Origin of the sequence: Mesorhizobium sp. M0518, from assembly GCF_040321125.1 — a bacterium.
GTDB lineage: Bacteria > Pseudomonadota > Alphaproteobacteria > Rhizobiales > Rhizobiaceae > Mesorhizobium.
Genome location: NZ_JAMYQY010000026.1, coordinates 55196 through 68708 on the forward strand (window position 1 = coordinate 55196; position 13513 = coordinate 68708).

A 13513-nucleotide genomic window follows, 5' to 3' on the forward strand; every position below is an offset into this window, starting at 1 on the left:
GTTCCAGAAAGTCCGTATTAAGCAGGCTGTCAAGCGCGGCAAGCGGCTTGCACCGCAAAGCCGCCCGCTGTGCACAGATCAGCTCGATTGCTTCGCGGATCAGTCCTGCTTGACGTATTTGCGCCAGCTATGCTCCGGGCGGAAGCCCAGCACGTCGCGCGCCTTGCGGTTCGACAGCAGCGTCTCGTATTCGCCGAGCTCGGCCTTCACCGGCACGCCGGGGTAGAACCGCTTCAGGAGTTCGGCAGTCGGCAGGTCGGATGAGGTGTCGTCATTGGCGGCGTTGATCACCTGATAGCCGAGGCCGTCCTTCTCGATGGCGCGCAGCGTGATCTGGCCAAGGTCGCGCGCGTCGACATAGCTCCAGGCGATGCGCTTGCGGAAACCCGGATCGGCGAACCATTTCGGAAACAGTGAATATTCGTGCGGCTCGATGACGTTGCCGATGCGCAGGGCATAAATGTCGGTGCCGTTGCGCTGGGCGAAGGCCCGCGCCGTCTTCTCGTTGACGACCTTGGACAAAGCATAGCTGTCCATCGGGTCGACGTCATACTCCTCGTCGAGCGGGAAATATTTGGGATCGCGCGGCTCGTTGGCGAACACAAGCCCATAAGTCGTCTCGCTGGAGGCGATGATAATTTTGCGGATACCGAGCTTCACCGCCGCCTCGATGACATTGTAGGTGCCGAGCGCATTGATGCGGAACACCTCGTTGTCGGTGGTGATCATGATGCGCGGGATGGCGGCGAAATGCACCACCGCATCGACCGGCTGCGGGCGCAGCGAGGGGTCGAATTCATGCAGGCCCATATAGCTCGACAGCGCGTTGAACACCTGCCCGCTGTCGGTGATGTCGGTGATCAGCGTGCGCACCTTGGGATTGTCGAGCGGCCTGGTGTCGATGTTGAGCACCTGACAGCCTTGCTCGACCAGATACTGGACGACATGGCGTCCGGCCTTGCCGCTGCCGCCGGTGAACATGATCCGTTTTGTCATTTTGCTCTCCACATCCTCAGGGATTTATGTGTATTGTCAGACAATATCGCCATCTGCAACCACCCTCGCCTGCAAAACGGCAGCGCCTGACATCAATCATTGCAACAGGACTTGAAGACATGAACACGACTGCCGCGCGCGAAAAGATCGGCTTCATCGGGCTTGGCCTGATGGGCCACGGGATCGCCAAGAACATCGTCGACAAGGGCTACAGTCTGACCTTCCTCGGCCGCAAGAACCGCAAACCGGCGGAAGACCTGCTTGGCCGCGGCGCCACGGAAGCATCGACCTCGCGCGATGTGGCGGCGGCATCTGATATCGTCTTCATCTGCGTCACCGGTTCGCGCGAGGTCGAAGCCATCATTCGCGGCCCCGGCGGCCTCAAGGAGGGCTTGAAAAAGGGCTCGGTCGTCGTCGACTGCTCGACCTCCGATCCGGTCTCGACGGTGGCGCTGGCAGCGGAACTTAAGGCGCTCGGCATCGATTTTGTCGACGCGCCGCTCAGCCGCACGCCGAAGGAAGCCTGGGAAGGCACGCTCGACGCCATGGTCGGCGCGCCGGACGCCCTTTTTGCCAGGGTGAAACCGGTGATCGAAACCTGGGCCGGCCGCATCGTCCATATCGGCGACACCGGCGATGGCCATCGCATGAAGCTGCTCAACAATTTCATCTCGCTTGGCTACGCAGCGATATATTCCGAGGCACTGGCACTGGCTGAGAAGGTCGGCATCTCGCCGCCGCGCTTCGACAGCGTCATTCGCAATGGCCGCATGGATTGCGGCTTCTACCAGACCTTCATGCGCTGGACGCTGGAAGGTGACCGCGACGCGCACAAATTCACCATCGCCAATGCCTTCAAGGACCTGACCTATCTGGAATCGATGGCGGGTGCGGCCGGCATTGCCAACCCGCTCGGCAACGCCACCAAGAACTCCTTCGCCGGTGCCCATGCAACCGGCCCGGCCGAGCAATTCGTACCGATGCTGGCGACGCATATCGCTGGGGTGAACGGTGTCGACCTGATGCCGATGAAGGATGGCAAGAAACAGACCATTTAACCGATTGCCCAACGCCGGCGCCGATCACCGCCGCCACCGCCCTATCCCATCGTCGGTATCTGCAAGCAGCTTGTGCACGGCGTTGCGCGCAGCGGCTGGGCGCTGCAGGCGGATGTTCTTTTCGATCGCCTCATGCAGCTTCTGCGCCTGGCGCTGATCGGCGACCTGCTGTGTCGTGAATGCGAAGAGATGGTCGAGCGCCGATTCGATCAGCACGCCGAGCGGCACCAGAAGGTCGTTGCCGGAAGCGCGCAGGATGGCCAGATGAAAGCGCGTATCGGCGCGGATACGCTCCTGCAGGCTCAAGGCCTCGCCCATGTCGCGGCAGGCCTGGCTGATTTCCGCCATTTGCTCGTCGCTGCGCCGCATGGCGGCAAAGGCCGACGCTTCCGGCTCGATGATATGACGAAACTCCTGCACGGTTCGCAGGAACGCCTCGCGGTCGGGCGCCGTCGCGTACCAGGCCAGAACGTCGCGGTCGAGCAGGTTCCAGCGCTCCTTCGGCTCGACCCAACTGCCGATCTTGGGGCGTGAGGCCAACAGGCTTTTCGCCATCAGCATCTTGATGGCTTCGCGCACCGCCGAACGGCTGACATTGAAGATCTCGGCCCATTTGGACTCGTTGGGCAGGATGGTGCCGGGCGGATAGTCGCCACGCACGATCCGCAGGCCAATCTCGCCGGCCAACGAGACATGGACGCTCGCCCCCGCAAAATGCGCGGCACCAGCCTTCCGCATGACAGCCGGACCGTGGCTCGCTTGTGCCTTGGTTAGGTCGGTTCGCTTGCTTGACTTCTCGTCCGGCATCCACGTTCCAATGCGTCGACCGTCTGTCGTCCGGACTGGTCCGAACCGTACGGGCGCCGATCTCGTTGCCGAAAAATCCAGATCACGGGCGCGGCAAAGCCGGAGCCGATTGCCCCAACTATTGCGTCCGTTCGGGAATTACCGCTTCCGTTCAGGAATGACGGGGCGCCCGCAACCGGGCGCCCCGAAATCGAGAACCTACTTCTGGATGCAGGTGTCGACCGTATCCTTGGTGCACTCGTCGAGGCCGGTGAACACCGGATCGGCGACCGCCTTGCCTTCGATCAGGTCGATCATCACCGACGGTGCCTTGTAGCCCATTTCGAACGGCCGCTGGCCGACCAGAGCCGTTACAAGGCCGTCACGAGCGATCGCCACTTCGTCGCCGATCGTGTCGGCGGCGCCGATGACGAAGTCGTTGCTGGCGATCCGGTCCTTGAGCGGCCCGAACAGATCGCGGTAGGGCTGCGGCGCGCCGAACAGCGGCCAGCCGCCCATGATGCCGAAGGCGTCCAGCTTGGGGTTGGCGGCGAGGATGTCGGTCATCGCCTGCACGCCCTTGGCGCCATCGTCATTGGTGAACACCGGGCAGCCGGGAACTTCGGTCCAACCACCTTCACCCGCAAGTGCGGCAAGGCCTTCCTTGCCCGACAGTGCGTCACGCATGCCTTGCGCACGGCGCAGGATGTTGTCGGCTGCCGGGTTGCCTTCGATGGTGCAGATCGTGCCACCATTCGGCTTGCCCTTCTTGATGTACTCGCCGATCTTCTTGCCCATCAGGTAATTGTCGGTACCGAGATAGGTCTTGCGAAGACCTGCGTCTTCCTTGCTGAGATCGGCATCGACCGTCATGATCGGGATCGTCGGATTGGCGCTCTTGATCGTCTGCGCGATCAGCGGCGCGTTGGACGGCGAGATCGCCATCGCGACCGTGTCGGCCTTGCTCAGCATGTCCTGGACGATCTGCGCCTCGCCGGCCTCGTCCGAAGTCGACGCCGGACCGGTGTAGAAGCATTCATACTCCGAGCTGGCGTTTTCCTTGTTCCATTTCTCGCAGCCCTGGTGGATGGCCTCGAAGAACGGATTGTCGAGACCTTTCACGACAATGACGAGCTGTTTCTTGGCCAAAGCCGGCCCGGCACCCAACGCCATTGCGGCGACGGCGGCGAGCAAAAGTGTTTTCCTCATGTCAGTCCTCCCTTGAAACAAACGGACACGGCGTGCCCGCCATACAGATCGACCGGATGCGTGATGACCGAGGGTCGTTTCGCGAGCGCTCGTGTCGCCAGGACAGATCGATAAGCATTTCCAGATTCGGCTTCAGATCAACTCACACACAGGTGCCGCTTGATCTTGGGCCGTCAAACCTCCGCCGATTCCGGCCGGCGAACCGCCAGCGGAGATCGGCATAATCTCCTCCGACGCTTAGCTAATATCGGCTTGGCGCCAACGTCAATGCTATTTGTCCTACAAAACGGATTTTTAAAATAGTCCTGGCCCAATTCGTCCGACAATTGATTGACGTGCGCCGGCTTTTGCGTAAAAGAACGCTAACGCCGTCTTCGGGAGGAGCCGGGGAGAGCGAGGCCAAAGCAGCGTCGGCATCCACGCCGGGAACAGCAGCAGGTCGCAAATCACGGGGAGGCAAAGGCTGGTGGCGGTTCTCGAACTCACCAACATCTCAAGGCATTTCGGCGCCATCCAGGCCGTCAACGACGTGTCGCTGTCGATCGAGCCCGGACAGGTGGTCGGCCTCATGGGCGACAACGGCGCCGGCAAGTCGACGCTGGTCAAGATGATCGCCGGCAATTTCCGCCCGAGCCATGGCACCATGCACATGGACGGCAAGGAATTGATCCTGCACAAGCCGGCGGAAGCCCGCCAGCACGGCATCGAGATCGTCCACCAGGACCTTGCGCTCTGCAACAATCTGACCGCCGCCGCCAACGTCTATCTCGGCCGCGAGTTGCGGCGCGGCGTCGGGCCGTTCCGCATCCTCGACTATGCCTCGATGTACAAGCGTGCCGGCCAGCTCTTCGCCGAATTGAAGTCCGAGACCCGTCCGCGCGATCTCGTCAAGCAGATGTCGGGTGGCCAGCGCCAAGCGGTGGCGATCGCCCGCACCATGCTGTCGCAGGCCAAGATCGTGCTGATGGACGAACCGACGGCCGCTATCTCGGTGCGCCAGGTCGCCGAAGTGCTGAACCTGATCCGCCATTTGCGCGATCAAGGCATTGCCGTCGTGCTGATCAGTCACCGAATGCCTGACGTCTTCACCGTCGCCGACCGCGTCATAGTCATGCGGCGCGGCCGCAAGGTCGCCGACAAGACGATTGCGTCGAGCTCGCCCGAGGAAGTCACCGGGCTGATCACCGGCGCCATCGAACAGGTTTGATTTCAGCGAATTTCACCACGCACAGCAGATGAAGGTCGACGATGGCACTGACAATTGACCAGCCGATCGAACACAAGCAGCAATCCCTGCCGGCAAGAGTGTTTGCCAGCCAGACCTTCTGGGTGGTGATCGCCGTTATCCTCGCCTGCGTGTTCCTGTCGTTTGCCACCGACGCGTTTGCCACGTCGAAGAACCTCTACAACATCACCCGCAACATCACCTTCGTCGCCATTATCGCGCTCGGCATGACCTTCGTCATCATCACCGGCGGCATCGACCTCTCGGTCGGCTCGGTGCTGTGCCTGTCGTCGATGATTTTGGCCGTCACGATGCATGCCGGCTACTCGATCGAGGTCGGCATCCTGGCCTCGATCGCCACCGCGCTCGCCATTGGCGCCTTCAACGGCGTGCTGATCGCCTATCTCGGCTTTCCACCCTTTGTGGTGACGCTCGGCATGCTGTCGATCGCCCGCAGCCTAGCCATGGTCGCCTCCAACAACACGGTCGTCTTCCAGTTCGGGCCGGACCACGCCAAGCTTCTGTCATTGGGCGGCGGCGCCTGGGTGTTCGGCATCGCCAATCCGGTGCTTTACATGATCCTTCTGGCGCTGATCACCGGCTTTATCCTGCGTTGGACGAAGTTCGGCCGCCACATCTTCGCCATTGGCGGCAACGAGCACGCGGCAACGCTGACCGGCGTTCCGGTGCGCCAGATCAAGGTTGCCGTCTACATGATCTCGGCGCTGTCGGCCGGCATTGCCGGCATCATCCAGACCGGCTGGCTGGGTGCCGTCACCACCAATCTCGGCACCGGCATGGAGCTGCAGGTGATCGCCGCAACCGTCATTGGCGGCGCCAATCTGGCTGGCGGCGTCGGCACCGCCTTTGGCGCCATCGTCGGTGCGGCCCTGATCGAGGTGATCCGCAACAGTCTCGGTCTGCTCGGCATCAATGCCTTCTGGCAAGGTGTGTTCATCGGCGGCGCCATCCTGCTGGCGGTGCTGTTCGACCGCATCCGCAATTTCCGCCGCAGCGACTAGAACCATGATCCCGAAAAGTGGAAACCGGTTTTCGGGCAAGATCATGGTCAAACAAAAGACGGTTTGATGGCCAACTCCCTGTTCAGCCTCGAGGGGCGGGTGGCGCTGGTGACTGGCTCCGGTCAAGGCATCGGCTTTGCGCTGGCTCGGGGCCTCGCCGGACACGGTGCAAGCATAGTGCTGAACGGTCGCGACACCGCCAGGATCGACAGCGCCGTCGAAAAGCTGCGCGATGTCGGCTTCAAGGCGCACGCCTCGGTATTCGACGTCACCGATTTTCAGGCGGTCAACGCGGACATTGCCCGCATCGAGGCCGAGATCGGCGCCATCGACATCCTCATCAACAATGCCGGCGTGCAGTTCCGCGCTCCGCTCGAGGACTTTCCCGAGGAGCAGTGGGAGCGCCTGTTCAAGACCAATGTGTCGGGCGCCTTCCATGTCGGCAAGGCGGTCGCCCGCCACATGATCCCGCGCGGCAAGGGCAAGATCATCAACATCGGCTCGGTGCAGAGCGAGCTGGCAAGGCCGAACATCGCACCATACACCGCGACCAAAGGCGCGATCCGCAACCTGACAAGGGGTATGTGCGCCGACTGGGCGAGATACGGCCTGCAGATCAATGCGATCGCACCCGGCTATTTCCGCACCGAGATGAACCAGGCGCTGGTCGACAATCCGGAATTTTCCGCCTGGCTGGAAAAGCGCACGCCCGCCGGGCGCTGGGGCAATGTCGACGAGTTGATCGGCGCCGCCGTGTTCCTTGCCTCCGACGCATCGTCTTTCGTCAACGGCCATACGCTGTATGTCGATGGCGGCATGACGGCTTCGGTTTGAAGGGCGTTCTTCCCTTGTGGGAGAAGAGGAAACCTATCGCTCAGTCTGAAAATCCGGCCGCATCGGCCGTCATTGGCCCTCGCCGCCCCCGCGCGTCTTGACGCGGCCCCGAACTCCGCCGCACAATCCCTGTTGCAGGCGAAGGGAGGCCAGTCGTCTGCGGGAGGATATACCCATGACGGAAGCGATCAGGCTCTACTGGGGCCGGTTCGGACATGTTTCTATCCTGAATGTCGCAAGCGACTTCGTCACTCATGCCCATGTCGAGGCCCATCTGATCATCTGGCTGGAAGGTACGGCCGGCGAAATGACCATCGGCCGCGAGACCGTCCGGCTTGGACCTGGAACGGCCGCCGGCATCAACTCCTTCCAGCCGCACAGCCATGTTCTGTCGCAAAACGGGACGCCCGGTCTGTTTCTCGCCTTCTACATCGATCCCGACTGGGCGCGGCGCCGCCGCGACCTGCCTTCGTCTGCGCCGCTGTTCTCACAAGCCGCGATCACGCTGGAACCGTGGCTGCATCAGGCCGCCGCCAATCTGCTCGACCACCTCAGCGACAATGAGAGCGTCGACGATATCGCCAATTACGAGATCGAGCGTTTCATCGATAGCGTGCTCGACGCCGCCGACGCCTCGGCGCCGCAGGAGGCCCGTGTCCGCATCAACACCATGCAGGATTTCCGTGTCCGCAAGGCAATCCAGCTGATGAAGGCCAATGTCTGCGAGCGCATCTGCTTCGACGACGTGGCCCGCAGCGTCGGCCTTTCGCGACCGCATTTCTTCGCTTTGTTCAAGGAACAGACGAATCTGACGCCCAATGTCTACTGGAACACGCTGCGCATGGAGGAAGCGGTGCGGCAGCTGCAATGGTCGCGGGAGCCGCTGATCTCGGTCGCCTGCAATCTCGGCTTCACCACGCAGGGCAATTTCTCGCGCTTCTTCCGCGACCATGTCGGCGTGCCGCCGACGCTCTACCGCGAGGCCGCGCGGGCGATCGCCTGAACCAACCGCCCTTTTTCAGACTCCTTGATAGGCGCTCAAGACGCATTGATAAGCGCCGCTGAAATGGCCGCCCTACCCTTGCACCGGATCGCTTTTGCAAGGGAACATTTGAATGGCCAAAGTCACCATATCCAGCGTCATCGACGCGCCGGTCGAAAAGGTCTGGGCGCGCATACGCGACTTCAACGGGCTGCCGGACTGGCATCCGCGCATGGTGGAAAGCCACATTGAAGACGGCAAGGATGCCACCACGATCGGCTGCGTGCGCAATTTCCAGCTCGCCAGCGGCGCCCGCCTGCGTGAAAAGCTGCTCGATTTTTCCGATCAGAATTTCCTGGTCAGCTACTCCATCCTCGAGACGCCGCAGCCGCTGACCAATCACAAGGCGACCCTGCAGTTGCGGCGTGTGACCGATGGCGACCGCACCTACGCCGAATGGACCGCCAGCTTCGACGCCGCGCCCGAGGAGGCAGACAAGCTGGCCGACGGCATGGGCGCCAATGTCTTTCAGGGCGGCTTCAACGCCCTGAAAAGCCATTTCGCCGGCCAGAGCTGACGGGGAGCCAAACCATGGCGCTGGCACTGCAGACCTTTGCAACGGTGAAAGACGCGAACGCGGCACTGAAAGCCCAGGGCACACGCTATCTCGGCGGCGGCACGCTGGTCGTCCGCGCGGCCAATGAGGGCGATGTCTCGGTTTCCGGCCTTATCAGGTCGACCGAGCCGTCTTTGTCCACCATCGCCGTTGCCGGTGGAAAAGCCCGTGTCGGCGCTTCGGTGACGATGGCGGCGATCGCCGGCCATCCGGAGCTCGGCACGCTCGCCAAGGCCGCCCGCGCCGTCGGTGGCCCGGCCATCCGCAACATGGCGACCGTCGGCGGCAATCTTTTTGCCCCGGCCCCCTATGGCGATTTCGCTGTTGCCCTGCTGGCACTCGATGCCACGGTCGGCACCGATGGCGGCGAAACGCCGATCGAGACTTTTCTGGCCAATCGGGACGGCAGCCGTGCCGTCGTCACTTCCGTGAGCTTCACGCTTCCGAAGGCCGACAGTTTCCGCTTCCTGAAAGTGTCGAGGGTCAAGCCCAAGGGCGTCTCGGTGCTCAGCATAGCCGGTGCTCTGGAACTGTCGTCGGATGGCACCGTGACCTCGGCGCGGATCGCGCTCGGCTGCATGGCGGATCGGCCAATGCGCGCCAGGGCGGCGGAAAAAGCGCTGATCGGCCGAAAGCTGACCGCTGACGGCATCGCGCCGGCCTTGGCCGCGGCCGGTGATGGCACCTCGCCCATCACCGACCCGATCGCCAGCGCCTGGTATCGCGCCGAAGTCTTGCCGGTTCATCTCGGCCGGTTGCTGCTCGCATAGTATTTCGTTCGGGGGCGCGCGTCTGTCCGCCGGTTCGGGCAGGCGCGCTGGGAGGAAAACATGGCAAAGGTTCCGGTTCAATTCACGCTCAACGGCTCGGAAAAGGCCGAATTCATCGACAGCGGCACGACGCTGCTTCAGGCCCTGCGCGACAAGATCGGCGACACCTCACCGAAAGGCGGCTGCCATCAAGGCACCTGCGGCGCCTGTTCGGTCATCATCGACGGCGAACTCAGGCTCTCCTGCCTGACGCTTGCCGAGACCTGCGATGGCGCCGTCATCAGCACGACTTCAGGGCTTTCGGAAAGCGGCGTGCTGCACCCGCTGCAGCGCGCCTTCCTCGACACGTTCGCCACGCAATGCGGCTTCTGCACCCCGGGCATGATCATGGCGGCCAAGGTGCTGCTCGACCATACGCCCAACCCCAGCCGCGACGAGGTGGTCGAGGCGCTGTCGGGCAACATCTGCCGCTGCACCGGCTACGAGCCGATCATCCAGGCGGTGCTGACCGCCGCCCGCGCCAATTCGCAGAACGCGGCCTGAGGGGTCCAAAGCAATGGAACTGCGCAAGAACTACTTCGCCGATGTCCGCAAGGACGATCTGAACGAGATCGGCCAGCCCCGGCCGCGCTCGGATTCACCCGGCCATGTCACCGGCAAGACCGCCTTTTTCGCCGACCGCAATTTCCCTGGCATACTGCACCTGAAGATGGTGCGCAGCCCGCATCACCATGCCCGCATCCGCTCGATCGACACCTCGGAAGCGGAAAAGCATCCGGGCGTGGTGAAGATTCTGACCGCCAAGGACGTGCCGCACAATGTCTACACCATCCTGATCCTGATCCAGGTCGGGCCGGAGGACGAGACGGTGCTTGCCGACGGCAAGGTGCGCTGGAAGGGCGAGGCCGTGGTGGCCGTGCTGGCCGAAACCGAGCGTGCCGCGCAAGAGGCCGCAGCCAAGGTCAAGGTCGACTATGAGGTGCTGCCGGCCGTCTTCGACATGGAAGAGGCGCTGAAGCCCGGCGCACCCCTGGTCAACGAATATCACGGCCAGAATTATTACCTCTATGACAGCGGCGAGTGCCGCAAGGTGCGCTTCGGCGATGTCGAGGCGGGCTTCGCCGGCGCCGACCACATCCTGGAGGAGAGCTACCAGTCCTCGCCGATCGAGCACGCGCCGACCGAGACCACCGGCTGCGTGGTGGCACCCGAGGGCAATGACCGCTTCACCTGCTACACCAACACGCAGGCGATGTTCTTCACGCTCGACAACACCTCGATCATCCTGCAGATGCCGGGCAGCAAACTGCATTTCGTCGGCGGCACCGTCGGCGGCGGTTTTGGCGGCAAGGTCGACGTCATCGTCGAGCCGATCGCCATCCTCGGCGCAAAATTAACAGGACGACCAGTCTGTTTTATCTACAGCCGCGAGGAGGAGATGCAGATCTCGTCGCCACGCGCCGCTGAAAAGGTCGTCATCAAGGACGGCGTCATGAAAGATGGCCGCATCGTCGCGCGCAAGGTCACCGGCTACACGGATGCCGGCGCCTATTCGCGCCACTCGCCCTATGGCGCGCAGAAGGGTGCGGGGCACTATCCCGGCCCCTACACCATCCCGAACGTCTGGATCGACACCTACTGCGTCTACACCAACCGCACGCCCTCATCCGCCATGCGCGGCTTCGGCGTCACCATCGGCGATTTCGCGCTGGAGGTGCAGATGGACAAGCTGGCACGGCTGATCGGCATGGATCCGCTCGAATTCCGCTTCATCAACGCCTATCGCGACGGCGACATGAAGGCGCATCGCCAGCCGACCGAGGGCGCCGCGCTGATCGAGTGCATGCAGGAAGCATCGCGCGCCGCCAACTGGCCGGTGGCGGAGAAATACATGGCCATGTCGTCCTACGTGAAGGGAGCTTGAGATGGCGATCAGGCGTGGACGCGGCGTTGCCGCGATCAACTATCCCACCGGCATGAACCTCGGCGGCGACCCGACGCAGGCGCTGGTGCACTCGACGCCGACCGGCAATTTCATGGTGACGCTGTCATCCGTCGATCTCGGTCAGGGCATGAAGCAGATCATGGCGCAGATCTGCGCCGAGACGATCGGCGTGCCGACCGACCGTGTCGTCGTCGACACCGCCGACACCGACACCGGTCCGCACTGCATGGGCACCTTCGCCTCGCGCGGAACGCACCGCGCCGGCAACGCCGTCATCCAGGCGGCCAGGGAAGCACGCCAGGTGATGCTGGAAGTGGCCGCCGAGGAGCTGGAGGTCAACGCCTCCGACCTCGAGACCGATGGACAGGGCAACATCCTGGTCAAAGGCGCACCGCAAAAGTCGATCTCGATCTTCGATGTCGCGCTGTCGGCGCATTTCAAGCGCGGCCGCTCGATCTCCGGTCGCGGCATGTTCCTGATCCCGCGCTCCTATCCCGAGAAAGAAACCGGCGCGATGAAGCCGTCGACTTGTTATGCCCATGCCTGCACGGTGGCCGAGGTCGAGGTCGACGACGAGACCGGCGAGGTTACCGTGGTGACGGTGAAGAACGTCTTCGAGATCGGCAGAGCGCTGAACCCGAAGATGGTCGAGCAGCAGTTGGTCGGCGGCTCGTGGATGGGCATCAGCCACGCGCTCTATGAGACGACCGAACCCTACTATCCCAACCGCGATCATGGCGGCACCGACTTCAACCAGTATCTGATGCCGGGTCCCGGCGACCTTGCCGAGACAGAGATCATCGTGCTGGAGCGTCCTTCCGCCGACGGACCCTATGGCGCCAAGGGGCCCGGCGAAATGTGCGCCAATCCGCAGATCCCGGCGGTCGCCAATGCGGTCTTCGACGCCGTCGGCGTGCGCATCGACACGCTGCCGATCACGCCGGAGCGCATCTTACGCGCGCTGAAGGCGCAAGCGGCGAACTGAGGGCTGGAATGACCGGGACAAGCGCCGAGACTGTCGCGACCTCGCCGGAGGCGGTGGCACAGCATCTGGCTGCCTCGCGCTATCTGGCCGATGACAGCCTTTCGACCGCCATCTTCCTGGCGATCAGGCTGGGCAAGCCGCTGCTGCTCGAAGGCGCGCCGGGCGTCGGCAAGACGGAAGCGGCCAAAGCGATCGCCGCGCTGCTCGGCCGTGATCTGGTGCGGCTGCAATGCTATGAAGGCATCGATGCCGCGCACGCGCTCTACGAATGGAACTACCAGCGCCAGCTGCTCGCCATCCGCCATGCCGGCGAGCATGAGATCGACATCTACGAAGACCGTTTCCTGATCGCCCGGCCGCTGCTGCAAGTGTTGAAGGCGCCGGAGCAGCGCGTGCTGCTGGTCGATGAAATCGACCGCTCGGATCATGAATTCGAGGCCCTGCTTCTGGAATTCCTCTCCGATTTCCAGATCAGCATTCCCGAGCGCGGCACCATCCGCGCCACCGCACAGCCGATCGTCATCCTGACCTCGAACCGCACCCGCGAGCTCGCCGAAGCGCTGCGCCGCCGCTGCGTCTACCACTGGATCGGCTATCCCGACGCCGAGCGCGAGGCCGCCATCATCATGCTGCGCGCCGGCAATGTGGCCGAGACAACGGCACGCGCCGTGGCGGCAGCCGTGCAGACTATTCGCGCCCGGCCGCTGGCCAAGCCGCCGGGGATCGCCGAGGCGGTCGAATGGGCCAACGCCGCCACTATCCTGGAAAAAGGCGGCAGCCCGTGGCCGGAAGCCTTCCGCCGCGCCATCGGCGTGCTCATCAAGGACGAGGAGGATCTGTCCTACATCGCGCCGGAGCTTGGCCGCATCGTCGAGGAGGCGCTCGTGTGAGCCGAGACCTCAACGGCACGTTCTCCCCGTTCATTCCGCAACGCTGGCGGGACAGCACCCCCCTCTGGCCTGCCGGCCATCTCCCCCTCAAGGGGGTGTTTGGACCGGAGACATCGCGAACAGGTGTGCGAGGACATCGCGAACAGTTTGGCGTGCTTTGCGCCGGGAGGTTCGCGATGCCATTTGGGAACACCA

At 63.2% G+C, this 13513-nt stretch carries 14 protein-coding genes; 11 read left to right on the forward strand and 3 right to left on the reverse strand.

Annotated features, from left to right (window positions below; all coding sequences use genetic code 11):
- Positions 1 to 99: 99 nt before the first annotated feature.
- On the reverse strand, positions 100 to 996 hold the full coding sequence (locus tag NKI66_RS28285; protein ID WP_023813241.1) for an NAD-dependent epimerase/dehydratase family protein: 897 nt from the start codon (positions 994 to 996) through the stop codon (positions 100 to 102).
- A gap of 119 nt (positions 997 to 1115) precedes the next feature.
- Between NKI66_RS28285 and NKI66_RS28290 the strand changes: the two genes are divergently transcribed.
- Positions 1116 to 2054, forward strand: a complete 939-nt coding sequence (locus tag NKI66_RS28290; protein ID WP_023813242.1) for an NAD(P)-dependent oxidoreductase — start codon at positions 1116 to 1118, stop codon at positions 2052 to 2054.
- Positions 2055 to 2078: 24 nt separating this feature from the next.
- On the opposite strand, the gene NKI66_RS28295 is transcribed toward NKI66_RS28290, so the two are convergent.
- Positions 2079 to 2861 (reverse strand): FadR/GntR family transcriptional regulator, encoded by a 783-nt coding sequence (locus NKI66_RS28295; protein WP_023813243.1) that lies wholly within the window; start codon positions 2859 to 2861, stop codon positions 2079 to 2081.
- A gap of 198 nt (positions 2862 to 3059) precedes the next feature.
- A complete protein-coding gene (locus NKI66_RS28300) occupies positions 3060 to 4049 on the reverse strand; it encodes a sugar-binding protein (protein ID WP_023813244.1) in 990 nt (329 codons plus the stop codon).
- A gap of 466 nt (positions 4050 to 4515) precedes the next feature.
- Here NKI66_RS28300 and NKI66_RS28305 point away from each other — a divergent pair, with 466 nt between their 5' ends.
- The 10 genes from NKI66_RS28305 to NKI66_RS28350 all read left to right on the forward strand — a co-directional run bounded on the left by NKI66_RS28305 (position 4516) and on the right by NKI66_RS28350 (position 13318).
- Positions 4516 to 5256, forward strand: a complete 741-nt coding sequence (locus NKI66_RS28305) for an ATP-binding cassette domain-containing protein (RefSeq protein WP_013530854.1) — start codon at positions 4516 to 4518, stop codon at positions 5254 to 5256.
- Positions 5257 to 5297: 41 nt separating this feature from the next.
- Positions 5298 to 6296 (forward strand): ABC transporter permease, encoded by a 999-nt coding sequence (locus NKI66_RS28310; protein ID WP_023813245.1) that lies wholly within the window; start codon positions 5298 to 5300, stop codon positions 6294 to 6296.
- A 66-nt stretch (positions 6297 to 6362) separates the two neighbouring features.
- Entirely contained in the window at positions 6363 to 7130 is a 768-nt protein-coding gene (locus tag NKI66_RS28315) for an SDR family oxidoreductase (protein WP_023813246.1), read from the forward strand.
- A gap of 175 nt (positions 7131 to 7305) precedes the next feature.
- Positions 7306 to 8133: an AraC family transcriptional regulator gene (locus tag NKI66_RS28320; protein WP_127266791.1), complete on the forward strand. Its 828-nt coding sequence runs from the start codon at positions 7306 to 7308 to the stop codon at positions 8131 to 8133.
- Between the two features lie 112 nt (positions 8134 to 8245).
- Positions 8246 to 8689 carry an SRPBCC family protein gene (locus NKI66_RS28325; RefSeq protein WP_023813248.1) on the forward strand — a complete coding sequence of 148 codons (444 nt, stop codon included), beginning with the start codon at positions 8246 to 8248 and terminating at the stop codon, positions 8687 to 8689.
- A gap of 14 nt (positions 8690 to 8703) precedes the next feature.
- Entirely contained in the window at positions 8704 to 9498 is a 795-nt protein-coding gene (locus tag NKI66_RS28330) for an FAD binding domain-containing protein (protein ID WP_023813249.1), read from the forward strand.
- Between the two features lie 60 nt (positions 9499 to 9558).
- A complete protein-coding gene (locus NKI66_RS28335; protein WP_023813250.1) occupies positions 9559 to 10041 on the forward strand; it encodes a (2Fe-2S)-binding protein in 483 nt (160 codons plus the stop codon).
- A gap of 13 nt (positions 10042 to 10054) precedes the next feature.
- Positions 10055 to 11422: a xanthine dehydrogenase family protein molybdopterin-binding subunit gene (locus NKI66_RS28340; RefSeq protein WP_023813251.1), complete on the forward strand. Its 1368-nt coding sequence runs from the start codon at positions 10055 to 10057 to the stop codon at positions 11420 to 11422.
- A 1-nt stretch (position 11423) separates the two neighbouring features.
- Positions 11424 to 12428: a xanthine dehydrogenase family protein molybdopterin-binding subunit gene (locus NKI66_RS28345; protein WP_023813252.1), complete on the forward strand. Its 1005-nt coding sequence runs from the start codon at positions 11424 to 11426 to the stop codon at positions 12426 to 12428.
- Between the two features lie 8 nt (positions 12429 to 12436).
- On the forward strand, positions 12437 to 13318 hold the full coding sequence (locus NKI66_RS28350) for an AAA family ATPase (protein WP_352753706.1): 882 nt from the start codon (positions 12437 to 12439) through the stop codon (positions 13316 to 13318).
- Positions 13319 to 13513: the final 195 nt, after the last annotated feature.